14 protein-coding genes and 1 pseudogene are annotated in these 16,672 nt (G+C 34.8%); 12 read left to right on the top strand and 3 right to left on the bottom strand.

Annotation, left to right across the window (positions count from 1 at the left end; translation table 11 throughout):
* Nucleotides 1-15 precede the first annotated feature (15 nt).
* The 10 genes and pseudogenes from AC4BBX_RS07755 to bglS all read left to right on the top strand — a co-directional run.
* Nucleotides 16-843 (top strand): annotated as a pseudogene (locus tag AC4BBX_RS07755) (ATP-binding cassette domain-containing protein); the annotation flags it as partial.
* Entirely contained in the window at nt 844-1,731 is an 888-nt protein-coding gene (locus AC4BBX_RS07750) for an ABC transporter ATP-binding protein (RefSeq protein WP_490455781.1), read from the top strand.
* 401 nt (nt 1,732-2,132) lie between these two features.
* Nucleotides 2,133-3,152 carry a LacI family DNA-binding transcriptional regulator gene (locus AC4BBX_RS07745; RefSeq protein ID WP_490453314.1) on the top strand — a complete coding sequence of 340 codons (1,020 nt, stop codon included), beginning with the start codon at nt 2,133-2,135 and terminating at the stop codon, nt 3,150-3,152.
* 1 nt (nt 3,153) lies between these two features.
* A complete protein-coding gene (locus AC4BBX_RS07740; protein ID WP_490453313.1) occupies nt 3,154-4,089 on the top strand; it encodes an ROK family protein in 936 nt (311 codons plus the stop codon).
* Between the two features lie 20 nt (nt 4,090-4,109).
* Entirely contained in the window at nt 4,110-5,042 is a 933-nt protein-coding gene (locus AC4BBX_RS07735; protein ID WP_490453312.1) for an ABC transporter permease, read from the top strand.
* Nucleotides 5,043-5,058: 16 nt separating this feature from the next.
* Entirely contained in the window at nt 5,059-5,934 is an 876-nt protein-coding gene (locus tag AC4BBX_RS07730; protein ID WP_490453311.1) for a carbohydrate ABC transporter permease, read from the top strand.
* A 27-nt stretch (nt 5,935-5,961) separates the two neighbouring features.
* The gene (locus AC4BBX_RS07725) at nt 5,962-7,620 is read left to right on the top strand and encodes a type 2 periplasmic-binding domain-containing protein (RefSeq protein ID WP_490453310.1); all 1,659 of its coding nucleotides are present in this window, start codon (nt 5,962-5,964) and stop codon (nt 7,618-7,620) included.
* Nucleotides 7,621-7,652: 32 nt separating this feature from the next.
* On the top strand, nt 7,653-8,240 hold the full coding sequence (locus AC4BBX_RS07720) for a DUF624 domain-containing protein (protein ID WP_490453309.1): 588 nt from the start codon (nt 7,653-7,655) through the stop codon (nt 8,238-8,240).
* A 67-nt stretch (nt 8,241-8,307) separates the two neighbouring features.
* Nucleotides 8,308-9,672 carry a glycoside hydrolase family 1 protein gene (locus AC4BBX_RS07715; RefSeq protein ID WP_490453308.1) on the top strand — a complete coding sequence of 455 codons (1,365 nt, stop codon included), beginning with the start codon at nt 8,308-8,310 and terminating at the stop codon, nt 9,670-9,672.
* A gap of 66 nt (nt 9,673-9,738) precedes the next feature.
* Nucleotides 9,739-11,019 (top strand): beta-glucanase, encoded by a 1,281-nt coding sequence (gene bglS / locus AC4BBX_RS07710; protein WP_490453307.1) that lies wholly within the window; start codon nt 9,739-9,741, stop codon nt 11,017-11,019.
* A gap of 80 nt (nt 11,020-11,099) precedes the next feature.
* Here bglS and AC4BBX_RS07705 read toward each other — a convergent pair whose 3' ends face one another.
* The 3 genes from AC4BBX_RS07705 to AC4BBX_RS07695 all read right to left on the bottom strand — a co-directional run bounded on the left by AC4BBX_RS07705 (nt 11,100) and on the right by AC4BBX_RS07695 (nt 12,974).
* Nucleotides 11,100-12,074 carry a peptidylprolyl isomerase gene (locus tag AC4BBX_RS07705; RefSeq protein ID WP_490453306.1) on the bottom strand — a complete coding sequence of 325 codons (975 nt, stop codon included), beginning with the start codon at nt 12,072-12,074 and terminating at the stop codon, nt 11,100-11,102.
* Between the two features lie 119 nt (nt 12,075-12,193).
* Nucleotides 12,194-12,547, bottom strand: a complete 354-nt coding sequence (locus AC4BBX_RS07700) for a YtxH domain-containing protein (protein WP_490453305.1) — start codon at nt 12,545-12,547, stop codon at nt 12,194-12,196.
* Nucleotides 12,540-12,974 (bottom strand): HIT family protein, encoded by a 435-nt coding sequence (locus AC4BBX_RS07695; protein ID WP_490453304.1) that lies wholly within the window; start codon nt 12,972-12,974, stop codon nt 12,540-12,542. The genes AC4BBX_RS07700 and AC4BBX_RS07695 overlap by 8 nt, the downstream gene beginning before the upstream one ends.
* A 229-nt stretch (nt 12,975-13,203) precedes the next feature.
* On the opposite strand from AC4BBX_RS07695, the gene AC4BBX_RS07690 reads away from it, so the two are divergent.
* Both AC4BBX_RS07690 and AC4BBX_RS07685 read left to right on the top strand, forming a co-directional pair.
* Entirely contained in the window at nt 13,204-15,357 is a 2,154-nt protein-coding gene (locus AC4BBX_RS07690) for a glycoside hydrolase family 3 N-terminal domain-containing protein (RefSeq protein ID WP_490453303.1), read from the top strand.
* Between the two features lie 438 nt (nt 15,358-15,795).
* On the top strand, nt 15,796-16,656 hold the full coding sequence (locus tag AC4BBX_RS07685) for an ABC transporter permease (RefSeq protein ID WP_490455780.1): 861 nt from the start codon (nt 15,796-15,798) through the stop codon (nt 16,654-16,656).
* Nucleotides 16,657-16,672: the final 16 nt, after the last annotated feature.

Genomic DNA, 16,672 nt, shown 5'->3' with positions numbered 1-16,672 from the left:
ACAAGGAGCGACCTTATGAAACAACCATTACTACAAATAGAAAATTTATCCGTCTCTTTTTCTGCGAACGATCTTCAGACAGTCGTTTCCGATGTGTCTTTTGATATTTTACCGGGAGAAACAGTAGGTGTTGTCGGAGAATCAGGCAGTGGTAAAAGTGTAACTGCCCGTTCTATCATGCAATTATTGGCAAGTAACGCCTATATCCATCCAGAAAGTAACATCATCTTCCAAGACAAAGAGTTATTAACCTTATCGGAAGAAACCATGCGAAAAATTCGTGGAAACGACATTGGAATGATTTTCCAAGATCCAATGACTTCGTTAAATCCAACGATGACAGTTGGGTCTCAAATTGCTGAAACGATTCGTTTTCATGAGAAAATCAATCGTAAGGCAGCTAAGAAAAGAGCAATAGAAATGATGGAATTAGTTGGTATTACCAATGTAGAAGAGCGTTATAAACAATTTCCTCATGAATTTTCTGGAGGCATGCGCCAACGAATTATGATTGCCTTGTCTTTAGCCTGCAATCCAAAATTATTAATCGCCGATGAGCCAACGACTGCCTTAGATGTGACGATTCAAGCTCAAATTTTAGAGCTACTTAAAAAGATTCAAAAACAATTAGGAACGTCCATCCTATTGATTACCCATGATTTTGGTGTCGTAGCCAATATGTGTAATCGAGTGGTGGTAATGCAACATGGTAAAATCGTTGAAAAAGGCTCAACCCAAGAAATTTTTGAACATCCAAAAGAAGCCTATACGAAAACTTTGTTAGCCGCTATTCCAGATCTTTACGAACAAAAAAATAAGCAAGCAAAAGAAAAATTGGCAGAAATTCACACTGGTAAACGTGAAAAATTATTGCAAGTGACAAATCTGAAAAAAGAATTTTCTCTGGGGCGCAATCTAACTGTTAAAGCAGTCAACGATATTTCCTTTGATATATATAAAGGTGAGACATTGGGATTAGTGGGAGAATCCGGTTCTGGAAAATCAACTACTGGAAGAACGATTCTACGATTATTAGATGCTTCAAGTGGGGAAGTCAATTTTGAAGGTTTTGATTTGAATCGCTTGGATAAAGACGAAATGAAAGATATGCGCAAACATATGCAGATTGTCTTTCAAGATCCATATGCTTCTCTTGATCCTCGTAAAAAAATCGAGGACATCATTGGTGAAGCCTTAGATATTCATCATTTGACACCAACAAGGGAAGAACGAAAAGCGAGAATTCGTGAACTGTTAACTTTGGTTGAATTAGATCCAAGCTTTGCCCAACGTTATCCACATGAATTTTCTGGAGGACAACGTCAACGAATCGGAATTGCCAGAGCTTTAGCAGTTGACCCAGAGTTTATCGTTTTAGATGAACCTCTATCTGCTTTAGATGCTTCTGTTCAAGCCAAAGTGGTAGAATTATTGGAAAGTCTACAAAACAAATTAAGTCTAACCTATCTATTTATTGCCCATGATTTGGCGATGGTTAAAAAGATTTCAGATCGGGTAGCCGTTATGTATAAGGGAACAATTGTGGAGTTAGCGGATTCAGAAGAATTGTTCGCAAATCCGATCCATCCATATACCAAAAAACTTCTTTCAGCTATCCCAGTCCCAGATCCACACTATCCAGTCTTTAATGAATCTGTTTCTGGTATTACAGACATTGCTTTGGGAGAAAATTGGCGTGAAATCAATGCCCATCACTGGGTGTTAGAGTGATAAGTGTAAAATGAATTGAAAAATAGTGATTCTTATAAAAAAAGAAAGTAGAAATTTCTAGCTTTCTTTTTTTATTATTCTAGGAAATTCTATAGAGATTTAAATTTTTTATTTAAAATAGCTTGTAAATTAAAAAGTGAAATGGTATACTCATTTTGAAGAAAACGTTTTCTTATATTTTTTCTATAATGAAAAATGAAGGGAGAGAGCTTAAAAAAGTCAACTATTTCTAAAAAGTTTATTGATTAAAGCTAGATATATATGCTTATAAGCAACTGAAAATTCCAAAGTTGATTGAAATCATCATAAAAGACTTGTTGGTTAATATCCTACATGATACAATTCAATTATCGAAAACAAAAAAACGTTTTTCTTAATATGGATTTTATGAGGTGATAAGAATGGATGAGAAAAATCGAGTGACCATTAAAGATGTTGCAAAAGAAGCAGGTGTTTCCATTTCTACAGTATCAAAAGCATTAAATGGTGTCGGTGGAGTAACTGCTGACACAAGAATCATGATTCAAAATGTAGCCAGTCGTTTAAATTATGTACCTAATCTAATGGGCAAACAACTAAAATCTGGAAAAACCCAAATGATAGGTGTGTATACTAACAGAATTCGTGGTCCGTATTTTAATTCATTGATCGATGAAATTGCATTAGAATCTAAAAAACATGGGTATGGATTAAATGTCATCGTTACAGATGAACGGAATGTCATTATGAGTAGTCTTTTAGGGAATTTTGTAGATGGTGCAATTATTGTTGAAGATGTTTTGAATCAAAAGGATATTGAAACAATTAATTCAAATGGCATTTCAACAGTTTTTATTAATAAAATTGTAGCAAATAGAAAAGTTGGAAGTGTCGTATTTGATTCTTTCGAAAAAGGATACCTAGCAGGAAAGTATCTATTGAGTTTAGGACATAAAAATATTGGCTATATTAATGGTACAGATGGAATTTATGATAATGACCAACGTTTTCAAGGATTTAAGGCAGCTTTATCAAAAGCTGGAATTGTATATTCAGAAGAAAATACAATTCAAGGGAATTTTGTTGAAGAAGATGCTTACGGCTATTCAATTGAATTTTTAGAGAACCCTCCTAAAGAAATGCCTACTGCTTTTTTAGCAGCAAATGATTTGAGTGCAGTGGGTTTAATTAAAGCTCTGAAATTGAAAGGGTTTTCTGTGCCAGAAGATTTTAGTGTAGTTGGTTTTGATGATGCAGAAATTTTAGAGTACTTCAGACCAAGTTTGACAACAATACGTAATTCTACTGAAGAACAAGGAAAAAAAGCGATTGAACATTTGTTAGAAATGATGGATGGTAAGACAGAAGGTAATGTAATTGAAGTGAAAGGAACTTTGATTATTCGAGAAACAACAGCAGAATTAATGGGAAGTGATAAATGATATGTATGTCGGGATTGATGTTGGTGGCACAAGTATAAAGTATGGACTAGTTAATTCAAGCGGAGAGATACTTCATAAAGGATTAATTGAAACTCAAGTAGAAAAAGAAGCATTGTTAGATTCTTTAACCCGAATTATCAAAAATTATTCCAAAGATAAGACCGAACCTATTCAAGGAATTGGAATTAGTATGCCGGGGATTGTTCAAGAAGATGGATTTTTATTGACAGCTGGTGCTATTCGTTCTTGTTATGGGATAAATCTTCAAAAAGAAATAGAGGATAGAACAGGAGTTATAACAAAGATAGAAAATGATGCCAATGCCGTTGCTATTTCTGAAAAATGGTTGGGAAATGCTAAGACTTACAAGAATTATCTTTGTTTAACTTTAGGAACAGGAGTAGGTGGTGGAATTGTTATTAATAATCAAGTTTATCGAGGATCGCATGGAATGGCTGGCGAATTTGGTTGGATGATTATTGATGGCGTAAAAGACATTGAAGAGATTGAAAAACAATCTATGACACAAAAAGCGGCAGTAGTGGGTGGGTTGATTAATCAATATAATATCAGTGCTAGAAAAAATGGGCTTCACGAGCTAACTGATGCGCGAGAAATATTTAAAAAAGAACTTTCTGGAGACCGGCATGCTGCCGAAATTATTGAACAATTTTTGGATGATCTAGCAATTGGTCTGTTGAATCTAATTGGTTGTTTTGACCCTGAAGCTATTCTTATAGGTGGTGCAATTAGTAGTAGTGAAGAAATTATTCAAAGAATTTATGAACGATTAATCGAAATGGAAGTTCGTCATGAAAGTATGAGTTTTTTACTTGGGAAAATTTTACCGCCTGTTATTGCTACAGGGCTAAAAAACGATGCGGGTATTTTAGGTGCTGTGTATCAAGTACAAGAAGTAATTAAAAACATAAAATGAAGAAGGAGGCATACATTAAAATGTCACGTCGTAAAAAGGATGAAAAAGGAACTATTTTGAAAACGCTTAAAAAGCAAAGTCTTTATCAAATGATGGTCTTTCCTGGGATTTTTTTGATGATTCTGTTTAATTTTGTACCTATGTATGGAATTATTATTGCATTTAAAGAGTATTCTGTTTTTGATGGAATTTTCGGTTCCCCTTGGATTGGGTTGCAGTATTTTCAAGAATTTTTCTCAGATAGCATGTTTTGGACTGTTATGAAAAATACGTTAGGAATTAGTTTCTTGAAACTATTGATTGGATTTCCAGCAGCAATTATTCTAGCAGTTTTAATTAATGAAATTGTAAGTGTAAGATTAAAAAAATTAGTTCAAACAATTTCTTATCTACCACATTTCTTATCTTGGGTAATATTAGGTGGGATGTTTATTATGTGGCTATCTGATGCAGGATTGGTCAATAATTTCTTGCGTGATTTAGGTTTAATTGATAAGCCGATTCGATTTTTAACAGACCCCGATAAATATTGGGCAATCGCAGTTATTTCAGATGTATGGAAAGAAGTTGGTTGGAATACGATTTTATATATTGCAGCAATGACAGGAATTAATCCTGCATTATATGAAGCTGCTCGAATGGACGGTGCTTCTAAAATCCAACAAATCATCAATATCACGATTCCCTCAATTAGACATATTATTGCGTTGACATTTGTATTATCTGTGGGTGGATTGCTAGGTTCAAACTTAGATCAAACGCTAGTCTTACAAAATCCAGTGAATTATCAAACGAGTGAGGTATTAAATTCATTTGTATACAAAATGGGGATCCAACAAGGGGACTTCTCATATGCAACAGCGGTTGGTTTATTTGTTTCCGTTGTATCACTAATTTTGGTAGTCACAAGTCATTTAGTAACCAAACGAATCAGTGATGAGTCAGTATTTTAAGAAGGGAGTGTAAGAAATGAACAAAAACTTTTCGAAAGACGAGAAAATATTTAATGCATTTAACGTCATATTCATGATATTTTTTATAGCAATTATTGCACTACCTTTGTGGAATATTTTGGCACTGTCGTTTAATGATGCGAAAGATGCAATTCGTGGTGGTATTTATTTTTGGCCAAGAAAATTTTCATTGGAAAGCTACTATACTGTTTTTGAAGATAGTTCTATATACAAGGCGTTTATTATATCTGTGTTAAAAACGATTGTAGGTGTTGTTGTTCACACAGCAGTCTGTGCTTGTGTAGCTTATGGTATTTCACGCAAAGATTTAGTTTTTAGAGGATTTTACATGAAACTAGGTGTTTTAGCCATGTTTGTTTCAGGTGGTCTGATTCCGACATTCTTGTTATTTAAGAACTTGGGCTTATTAAATAGCTTTTGGGTGTATATATTGCCGGTAGCGTTCTCATTTTATGACATGATTATTTTAATGAATTTCTTTAGAAGTATTCCGTATTCTTTAGAAGAATCGGCAATGATGGATGGAGCAAATCCATTGGTTGTATTTGTTAAAATCATTTTGCCTTTATCGTTACCAGTGTTAGCGACAATTGCTTTATTCCATGGTGTGTATCAATGGAATGACTATATGACAGCCAATATTTTTATTGAAGACAGAGATTTATATCCGTTGCAAATGTTGTTATATAGAATTGTTTCAGAGAATCTATCTGCAGGAGTAGCAACAGGAACTCGAGTAGTTAGACAAACAACATCACAATCTTTACAGCTAGCAACTATGGTTTGTACAACGGTGCCCGTTGTAGTGATTTATCCATTCCTACAAAAATACTTTATCCAAGGAATGACTTTGGGTTCAGTAAAAGAATAAAAATTATAAATAAGGGAGAAATAGAATATGCAAAAAAGAAAATTTTATTTATTAGGACTAACTTTGATCAGTGCACTAACACTAGCTGCCTGTGGTGGTAGCAACGGAGATTCAGGAGGTGGATCTTCACGAGGAGAAAAAGCAATGGGTGAAACGCCTGAAGCTCGTTTTGAACCTGATGCTGAGACACCTAGTTGGCAATTAGATACCGAAACACCTGCGAAATTAAAATGGTATATGAACTTTGATTGGTACGCACGTGCAGATTGGGGAATGGATGTAGTATCTAAAAAAATTAAAGAAGATATGAATATTGAAGTAGAATTCATCAATGGAAACGATGAAAACTTAAATACAATGTTGGCTGGTGGAGATTTACCAGATTTGATGACCTTTGATAGAAACTTATCAGCATCAAATGAAGCAGCTAAGTTCGCTCTGCCTTTAAATAAATTAGCAGAAAAGTATGATCCGTACTTCTTAGAACACGCAGCAAAATCAGAAACAATTAACTGGTACACATTAGAAGATGGTAATATTTATGGCTATCCAAGTTTCTCTACAACGACGGCAGATTATGAAAGTGGTGGTGTTCAAGGAGACCAAGTCTTTATCGTAAGAAAAGATATCTATGAAAAAATTGGTTCACCAGATATGTCTACCCCAGAAGGATTCTTAGATGCATTGAAGAAAGCCAAAGAAGTACAACCCCAAGTGGAAGATGGCTCTGATTTAGTCCCATTTGCAGCAACTGCGTTAGACATTGCTAATGGTGGTGATGGTGCTTTTGGATGGGTATTGCAAGATTTCTTGAATATTGCTCCTTCAGTTGATGGAGAAGTAAATGATCGTGATAGTGATGCAGAATATGTTGCTTGGCTGGAAGTATTCCGTAAAGCATTTAACGATGATTTAATGAGTAACGATCAATTTTCTGATAACGACAACACGATGAAAGAAAAATTAGCTCAAGGGAAATATTTCGCATACTTACATTCTAATACCAAGGGAATTAACGAAGTAATGTCTGAAAACAATGCCCGTAGTAATTATGAAGAAACATATATTGCTATTGACGGACCTAAAAACTCACAAGGTGAAGACCATACATTCTCAGGTGGCAATATTGGTGGATGGACACAAACATTTATCACAACTGATACCGAAGAACCTCAAAAAGCTATTGAGTTATTGACTTATTTAGCAAGTGAATATGGAACAATGGTCACAGCATTTGGTGTTGAAGATGAAACATATACGATGGTGGATGGACAAGCAGTTTATACTGAAGACATTGAAGAAATTAGAAACTCTGACATTGCTAAATTCGACAAAGAAATTGGTTTTGGTTCATACTGGCAAGTTTCGAATGATAATTATGCAATTGAAATGGGGCAAAAACCATCGACTTCTATTCGTCAAATGGTTGAGTGGGCAGCAGATAAACTGGCGCCTCGTTTTGAAATGGAAGATATTGAACCTAAGACAGGAACTGCAAACCGTAATCTGACAAAAGTGAATACGGAACGTGTACAAGCGATTGTAAATGTGATTCAAGCAAGCTCTGAAGAAGAGGGACAGGCAATTTGGAATGAATTCCTTGAATCTCGTAATACTAACGGTTGGGAAGAAATTACGGAATTTCGTAATGAACGTGTGAAAGAAAATCTAGAAAAAATGGAATAAATTATTTAGTTTTGAATAAGGGAGTGGACGCTGTGTTTGGAATAGAAAGTAAATTTTATCAAGCAACAACAGTAATTTATAAGGTGGTTTTTGCAAATCTTTTATTCTTAATTACTTGTTTGCCAATTGTGACAATCCCAGCGTCTATCTCTGCTCTTTTATATACATTGAGTGGAGAGGAGACTTCCGTTATGCGTAGATATTTTAAGCATTTTAAAGATTATTTTTTTAAGACCATTCCTTTAGGGTTCGTCAATATTTTTTCGTTCTTTACGATGTTGTCTATTTTATATGGATTACAAACAAAATCATTGGTGATGCAATTACTATTGGGGATTGTCTGTCTGTTTTTACTCGCTTATAACATCAATATTTATTTATTTCAGAATGAAACAAATCAGAAAAATTATTTTTGGCTGTTTAGAAATGCATTCATTTGGACAATTATGACCTTTCATAGAGTGTTTCTGATTATTTTAGTACTAGGAATTACTTGCTATATTATTGATTTATTTTTGAGTAACACAGTTATTTTCTTTGGTATTGGTACATTATGCTATGTGTTTCAATCCGTGTTTATTACTAGTATGAAACAATATAAAGGGATCATTCCTCATTAAATAGTTTATTTGGCATAATTTTAAAAATTTTATAGTGAAGTATATGAAATAGAAGAGGGTGGCATGATTGTCAGAGTATTCGGTTTTTTCAAAAGATTTTCTTTGGGGTGCTTCTTCCGCAGCTTATCAAATAGAAGGTGCTTGGGATGAAGATGGAAAAGGCAAATCCGTATGGGATGAATTTGTGCGTATTCCTGGAAAAACATTCGAAGGATCCAATGGTGATATTGCGGTAGACCATTACAATCGCTTTAAAGAAGACATACAATTGATGAAAGAACAAAAATTAAAAGCGTATCGTTTTTCAGTTGCATGGACCAGAATTTTTCCAGAAGGTAGTGGAGAAATAAATCAAAAAGGTTTGGAGTTCTATATAAATTTGGTAGATGAATTGTTAGTAGCTGGGATTGAACCTGTTTTAACTTTGTATCATTGGGACTTACCACAGGCTTTGCAAGAAGCGTATGGTGGTTGGGAATCTAGAAAAGTTATTCAAGATTTTGAAAACTATGCGACAGTTCTCTTTGAAACTTTTAAGGGGAAAGTTAAGTATTGGGTGAGCTTGAATGAACAAAATATTTTTATTCAATTAGGTTATGCTTTTGCCTCACATCCACCGGGTGTGACTGATCTTAAACGAATGTACCAAGCAAACCATTATGCAAATTTAGCAAATGCAACAGTTATCAAAAAATTCCGAGAGCTAAATATTCCAGGGAAAATTGGACCAAGTTTTGCTTATACACCTAATTACAGTTTAAATTCCCATCCGGAAAATGTATTATCTGCTGAAAATGCAGAAGAACTAAATGCTAATTTTTGGATGGATATTTACGCAAGAGGTGAATATCCTAAATATGCTTGGAAATACTTGGAAAAAAATGGTTGGCTACCTGAAACGAGAGCAGAAGATTTCCTTTTGTTAAAAGCAGGCGTACCTGATTTTATGGGAGTAAACTATTATCAAAGCGCAACGAATCAACAAAACAAAGAAAATCAAGTAAATAGTAAAGTGAACAATCCATTCTTGAAAAGGACAAAATGGAATTGGGAAATTGATCCCACTGGTTTGAAAATTGCGTTAAGACGCATCACTAGTAGATATAATTTACCAATTATGATTACTGAAAATGGACTGGGAGAAATTGATGTTCTGACAGAAAAAAATCAAATTCATGATGACTATCGAATTGATTTTTTGAGTACTCATATTAAAGCTGTTGAAGAAGCTATTACAGATGGTTGTGAAGTATTGGGTTATTGTGCGTGGTCTTTTACAGACTTATTGAGTTGGTTAAATGGTTACAAGAAAAGATATGGATTTGTTTATGTGGATCAAGATGAAAAACAAGAAGGCAGTTTGAATCGCATCAAAAAAGATAGTTATTTTTGGTATAAAAAAATAATTGAATCCAATGGAAGTAATCTATAGTTTTTTACTGACATGATGCTGAAAAAAATAGTATTTTTAGTGGTTTAGAGAAATGGAGGAGAAAGCTTGAAGAAAAAGTTAGGTTTAGTCATGTTGACTTGTGGTCTTATATTATCTGGTTTTGGTATAGCTAATGGGTATGCGGATGATATAGATGAGGATTCGGATCAACTACTTGATCAGGAGATAATTATATCTAAAGAAAATGCGACAGTGTTAGATTTTTCTTTAGATAACCATGTGGATGCATTGATGTATCGTTCAAATGGATGGTCAAATGGTTCAATGTTTGACTGTACGTGGAGAGAAAAGAATGTCACTTTTGTAGATGGTAAGATGCGGCTTCGTATTGATATTGACGATGAAGGTGGCGAGCATATCTATTCTGGTGCTGAATACCGTACCCATGATTTTTATCATTATGGTTTGTATGAAGTAAGTATGAAACCTATTAATCACAGTGGTGTCGTTTCGTCATTCTTTACCTATACGGGCGAAAGTGATGGTAATCCATGGGATGAAATAGATATTGAGTTTGTTGGTAAAGATACTTCAAAAGTTCAGTTCAATTATTTCACAGATGGAAGAGGACACAATGAGTATTATCATGACTTAGGCTTTGACGCTTCAGAAGAGTTTCATACCTATGCTTTTGAATGGTTACCTGATGGTATTACGTGGTTTGTAGATGGAGAAATTGTGCATAGTGTGACAGATAATATCCCTAGTACCCCAGGACGCTTGATGATGAACGTTTGGCCAGGAATCAATGTCGATGACTGGTTGGGAGTTTTTGATGGACAGACACCATTAAGTGCAGAATATGATTGGTTTAGAATTACGCAGTATGAAATTCTAGGAACAGATGAAGAAACAGTGAATGAAGAAACAGAAGTTGAAGAAGTTGGCGATGACGGAGTTGTAGATGAGACGATAGATGAAGAGACATCGAATTCAGATGATAATGAACGACCTTCAGAAAATGAAAATAATGGAAATGCAGATGAAAAAGAAAATAGCACAAGTAGCGAAACAAATGTAAATACAGATAATAATGAAAATGAAGTCAATGAGAGTAGTTCCACTAAAGATGAAGGAGTTAGAATTGATAAATCTAAAGAACAAGATAAGTCTAAAGAACAAGATAAGTCTAAAGAACAAGATAAGTCTAAAGAACAAGATAAGTCTAAAGAACAAGATAAGTCAAAACCAACTACTAAAGAAAGAGAACTACCTAAAACCGGTGAAAGCAACCGAAATAGTGTATTAATTTCAATTTTGGGAATGACTATTATGGCAAGTGTGGGATTTTTAGCAATCTTTAAAATGAAAGAGAAGAAAAACTGAGTAATTTAAAGCAAGTAAAAAGTTCCCCTCATCTTACTAAATTTCTAGTAAATAGGAGGGGAACTTTCTTTTGATAAAAATTAATTAGTTTCGTCCGTCGCTTCTACTGTATTATCAGTTGCTTCAACAGTATCGTCCGTCGCTTCGCTTGAATCAGTTGTTTGTGGTTCAGCTGCTTCGATAAAGTTTGTTAAGATTCCAGAGAAAGACTCGTCTTTAATTTTAACATTTGCATCAACTAATTCTTGACCGATTGCTTTTGTGGTAAAAGCAGAATCATTTAATTTTGCATCTGTCGCGATTTGACGAACAGTGTCTTCAAATGGTTCCATGTCATTTCCTTTAGCTTGTGATTTTACCATTTTAATAATGTAGTAACTTGTTCCATAAGCTGAGTTTACAGGAATTACATCAGATACTTGGCCGTCAGATAAAGTCCAAGCAACTTGTTGTACTTCACTAGGAACTTCATTAACAGAAACACTTGAATCAAAAGTTACATTACCGTTATCTTCAGCTGAAGGCAAAGAAGATTTTTCAGCAGCGATTGCGCCAAAGTCTGCATCATCAGCTAAAACATCGCTATGAATTTCAGTTGCTTCATCTTGATCTAAAACAGCGATGATTTGTGCTTCTACTTCTGGATGGAAACTATCCCAAGCTGCTTTTAAATCTTCATCTGTTAATTCAACGTGAGCTTTTAATCCTTCTTGGAAAGCTAGACGTTCTTTAATGCTAGTTTCTACTTCTTTACGAGTCAAACCTGAAGCTTTTAGTTGTTCTTCAAAGTTATCACCAAATACGTTGGTAATTTCGTCTTCAACCATCTCGTCAGTTACTTGATCGCCATATTTTGAAGTAAATACTTCTGATAAAATCATATCAAAAACGACTTGTTGGCTACTTTGTTCAGTTTTAGCTCTTTCATAGAAATCTGAAACGGTTAATTTTGCACCTTTCATTGTAGCGATTTCTGCATCTGAATTGTTAGAGCAAGCAGCTAGTGTAAAAATACTCATGGCACCCACTAGAGCTAAAATTATTTTTTTCTTCATGTTGTAAATGCACTCCCATTTTTCAAAATTATCACAGCTCTAACTATACCACAATCCTTTTTAGAATGGAAAGTTTGGGAGGAATCTTTCAAACAAAATTCATAGTTTTAACTGATTCTTCACTTTTTATCAGCATCTTGGACAGGGAGTGTCGCAATGTGGCCTTGTAGTTGTTCTACTTGTTCGGTAATTCGATCGATTCTAGGTTCTGCTTGAAATTTGAATGCTTCGATACTCTTATTTAAAGAAGTTGTAATAACTGGAATAGTCTCTTGAAGGGTCTCTTGGGTATGAGAAACGGCTTCTTGAAAGTTTTGCAATTTTCCGTTGAATTCTTTTGTTGCATCGGTTACATCATCAATGTAAACTTCAACCATCTTTTGTGTTTCTTTTCCGCTACGTGGAGCCATTAATAAACCACCAGCACCACCGACAGCTGCACCAAATAATAAACCTTTGATAAAATTAAACATTCTCTTTCACCTGCTCCTTAATTTGTTTTGCAATTTCTTTCATGTCTTCTGTTGTATAGTCATCTGTATGTTTACCAAAATGCATCGAAAAATCGTCTTCTTTGCTATAACGAGGAATCAAGTGGATATGAGAATGGAAGACTGTTTGGTAAGCCACTTCTTTGTTATTGTTAATTATATTTAAACCTTCTAAATCAGGAAATGCTTGTTCAATTCCACGAGCAATTTTGGGAATACGAGCAAAAATATCTGAAGCCAATTCAGGATCGTATTCAAAGATATCAGTCACGTGTTTTTTAGGAATTACTAGTGTGTGTCCTTTAGTCACTTGGGTAATATCTAAGAAGGCATAAACTTTATCATCCTCGTATACTTTATAACTGGGAATTTCTTGATTAATGATTTTACAAAAAATACAATTGTCCATTAAGGTTCCTCCTAAAATTAATTTCACTTCTATATAATTACTTTACCATATTCTTGTATTTTCTGTTACCTAAACGAGAGTAAAAAGCTTGTTAAAATGGTACATCCAGTACCACCATGAATAACGTAACAACTTTTAGAAACAATTACCAGAACTAAGAAGAGAGATTGTCTCAACTGAAAGCTATAGTTATACTTAAATTAAAAGCTCACTACGAAAGGAAATAATCATGAAAACAATGGAATTAAAAAAAATATTAAACCAAATGACACTTGCTGAAAAAGTGGGTCAACTTGTTCAATTAACGCCAGAATTTTTCTCATCAGGAGGAGAGATTACGGGTCCAATGCAAGAATGGAATATGACTTCTGACAAGTTATATCAAATTGGTTCGGTTTTAGGTACTCACACTGCCGAGCAAGTCAAACAAATTCAAGAGAAGTATTTAGAAAAAAGTCGTTTAAAGATTCCTTTGGTTTTTATGGCCGATGTGATTCATGGTTATGAAACGATTTATCCCATGCCACTAGCTTTGGCTTCTTCGTTTAATGAAGAATTGATTGAGGAAGTGGCAGAGTTATCTGCTAGAGAAGCCACAGAAGCTGGCGTGCATGTCACTTTTTCTCCAATGGCCGATTATGTGCGAGATGCACGCTGGGGCCGAGTAATGGAAAGTAATGGCGAAGATCCAGCGCTTTCTTCAGCATTAACTTCTGCCTATGTTAGAGGTTATCAAGGAACAGATTTAACTCAAGAAAAACACCGAATGGCGGCTTGTGTGAAACACTTTATTGGTTATGGGGCAGCTCAAGGGGGAAGAGACTATCATACAGTCGATTTTTCAGATGTTGAAATGATTCAGAACTATTTGCCGGCTTTCCAAGCAGCAATTGAAGCAGGTGTAGAATTAGTCATGACGTCATTTAATACCGTCCATGGTGTGCCAGCAACAGGAAATCGCGAATTGTTGCAAACCGTTCTGCGTGAAAAGTTGGGATTTGATGGTGTCGTTATTTCTGATTGGGCAGCGGTGATTGAAATGGTTGCCCATCGTGTGGCGGCCGATAAAAAAGAAGCCGCTGAACTTGCTTTTGAAGCTGGTGTAGACATGGATATGATGAGTGACTGTTACCAACTATTCTTGGAAGAAATTATCCAGACAGATGAACAAACACAAGCCTTAGACAAGGCAGTGTTGCGTATTTTAACCTTAAAAAATCGTCTAGGTTTATTTGAAGATCCTTATCGAGGACTAACCGATGAAAGCTTTGTAAATAGACAAACGACAGAAGCAACTTTGAGAAAGTCAATACGAAAAAGTATTCATCAAACATCGGTTTTATTGAAAAATAAGGAGAACATTTTACCGCTACAAAAAAATCAAAAAATTGCACTGATTGGACCAAAAGCGACTTCGAAAGATCTTTTAGGGGCTTGGTCATGGATTGGGAAAACAGAAGAAGCAGTTTCTTTAGCTGAGGGCTTAGGTGAAAAAGAATTAGATTTATCCGTCTTGTCTATGGCTGACGGAGAACCTATTTCCGAAACAGATATAAAAAAAGCTGTCGCATTAGCTAAAGAAACGGAAATTGTTTTATTAGCGATAGGAGAAACAAGTGAAGAGTCAGGGGAGGCAGCAAGTTTAGCAGACATCTCTCTTTCGCGGAATCAAGAAAAATTAGTCCAAGAAGTAGCTAAAGTAAATAAAAATGTGGTAGTTATTTTATTTAACGGCCGACCACTGGCATTAACGAATATTGTGGATGAAGTAAAAGGTCTATTGGAAGTTTGGTTCCCTGGTTCTGAAGGTGGAAATGGAATTGCCGATCTTTTAGTCGGAGAGGCTAATCCAACAGGGAAATTACCAATGAGTTTCCCTCATTCTGTGGGACAATTACCATTGACTTATGCTCAATTATCGACCGGTCGTCCAATGAATGAATTCAATAAAGATCAAAAATATATTTCTCGATATATGGACGAAGAAAATGAAGCACTATTTCCATTTGGTTATGGTTTGTCTTATAGTTCTTTTGAAATGGAATTAAGCGAAATCGACAAAGAATTTTCTGTAGATAAACCATTAGAAATTTCAGTAAAAATCAAGAATACTAGTAAGATTGTCGGTACTCAAGTTGTACAATTATATATTCAAGATTGTGTGACTAAAATTGCCCGACCAATGAAAGAATTAAAAAAATGGCGACAAGTGACATTAGATCCACAATCAGAAACAACTATTATTTTTACACTAGACAATAGAGACATAGCCTATGTTCACAGTGATTTAAATCGCATAGCAGATTCAGGAGAATTTATCCTCTATGTAGGGTATGATAGTAACGAAAGTTTGATTGAAGAGCGCGTGAAATATTTAGGATAATACGAATGAAATTCTAGAAATAGCCCCACAATTCGAAAGGTAGCGAGTTGTAGGGCTTATTTTGCATCTATTAGAAGAATAGAGGAGAGCGTCGGTAGTATGAAATTAGTTTTTTAGAATAAGTAGAGAACCATTGCGGTACAAACTGTACCATCGCGGTTCCGGTATCAATGTAATGACACTATCACCGAGTATGGAAAAATCTATTGTTATTGAAAACGGTTTTATATATAGTTGTCTTATCGAATAAAAACGTTTTTATGGGTAATTAATTTTTAGTACTTAGAACAAGATTTATTGGATTAGTAAATAGAAACAAATAGCTTACGAGGAGGAAAAAAGATGCAAAGTAAAAATGTTTCACCTGTTAATCCTGTACCAAATAAAAAAAGAAAGAGTATTTGGCAGCGGCTAAAAGGGCAAAGTTTTTATCAAGTAATGGTGTGGCCGGGAATCTTATTAATGATTATCTTTAATTTTATTCCATTATACGGAATTATCATTGCTTTTAAAGACTATTCTGTTTTGGATACAATCGCTAATTCAGAATGGGTAGGATTAGAATACTTTAAAGAATTTTTTGCTGACTCAATATTTTGGACCGTGATGAAAAATACGTTAGGAATTAGTTTTTTCAAATTATTAATCGGATTTCCAGCAGCCATTATCTTAGCGGTATTAATCAATGAAATAGTCAGTGTCCGTTTGAAAAAAGTTGTTCAAACAATCTCGTATCTGCCCCATTTCTTATCATGGGTTATCTTAGGTGGGATGTTTATTACTTGGTTATCTGATACAGGCTTAGTAAATAATTTAATGATAGATTTTGGGCTGATTCATATGCCAATCCGTTTCTTAACAGATCCAGATAAATATTGGGCAATTGCTGTTATTTCAGATATTTGGAAAGAAGTGGGCTGGAATACAATTTTATACATTGCTGCGATGACCGGAATTAATCCAGCACTTTACGAAGCCGCACGCATGGACGGAGCCAGTAAGATCCAGCAGATTATTAATATCACAATTCCTTCAATTCGACATATTATTGCGTTAACTTTCGTATTATCCGTAGGGGGATTGTTGGGTTCAAACTTAGATCAAACTTTGGTCTTACAAAACTCAGTCAATTATCAAGCAAGAGAAGTTATTAATTCATTTGTTTACAAAATGGGAATTCGTCAAGGTGATTTTTCATATGCCACTGCGATAGGTTTGTTTGTATCTGTCGTATCGTTAATTTTAGTAGTGGGAAGCCATTTGTTAACGAAGAAAATTAGTGATGAATCGGTATTCTAATGAGAGGGGGAAATTT

This window comes from Enterococcus sp. AMC1157 (assembly GCF_058216555.1).
Note: the sequence above shows the minus strand (reverse complement) of the source record. Positions and strands in the feature narration are given on the sequence as shown.

Coding starts and splice junctions, on each gene's coding strand:
- AC4BBX_RS07745 (WP_490453314.1), top strand. CDS start 2,133: ATGGATGAGAAAAATCGAGTGACCATTAAAGATGTTGCAAAAGAAGCA.
- AC4BBX_RS07740 (WP_490453313.1), top strand. CDS start 3,154: ATGTATGTCGGGATTGATGTTGGTGGCACAAGTATAAAGTATGGACTA.
- AC4BBX_RS07735 (WP_490453312.1), top strand. CDS start 4,110: ATGTCACGTCGTAAAAAGGATGAAAAAGGAACTATTTTGAAAACGCTT.
- AC4BBX_RS07730 (WP_490453311.1), top strand. CDS start 5,059: ATGAACAAAAACTTTTCGAAAGACGAGAAAATATTTAATGCATTTAAC.
- AC4BBX_RS07725 (WP_490453310.1), top strand. CDS start 5,962: ATGCAAAAAAGAAAATTTTATTTATTAGGACTAACTTTGATCAGTGCA.
- AC4BBX_RS07705 (WP_490453306.1), bottom strand. CDS start 12,074: ATGAAGAAAAAAATAATTTTAGCTCTAGTGGGTGCCATGAGTATTTTT.
- AC4BBX_RS07700 (WP_490453305.1), bottom strand. CDS start 12,547: ATGTTTAATTTTATCAAAGGTTTATTATTTGGTGCAGCTGTCGGTGGT.
- AC4BBX_RS07695 (WP_490453304.1), bottom strand. CDS start 12,974: ATGGACAATTGTATTTTTTGTAAAATCATTAATCAAGAAATTCCCAGT.
- AC4BBX_RS07690 (WP_490453303.1), top strand. CDS start 13,204: ATGAAAACAATGGAATTAAAAAAAATATTAAACCAAATGACACTTGCT.
- AC4BBX_RS07685 (WP_490455780.1), top strand. CDS start 15,796: ATGGTGTGGCCGGGAATCTTATTAATGATTATCTTTAATTTTATTCCA.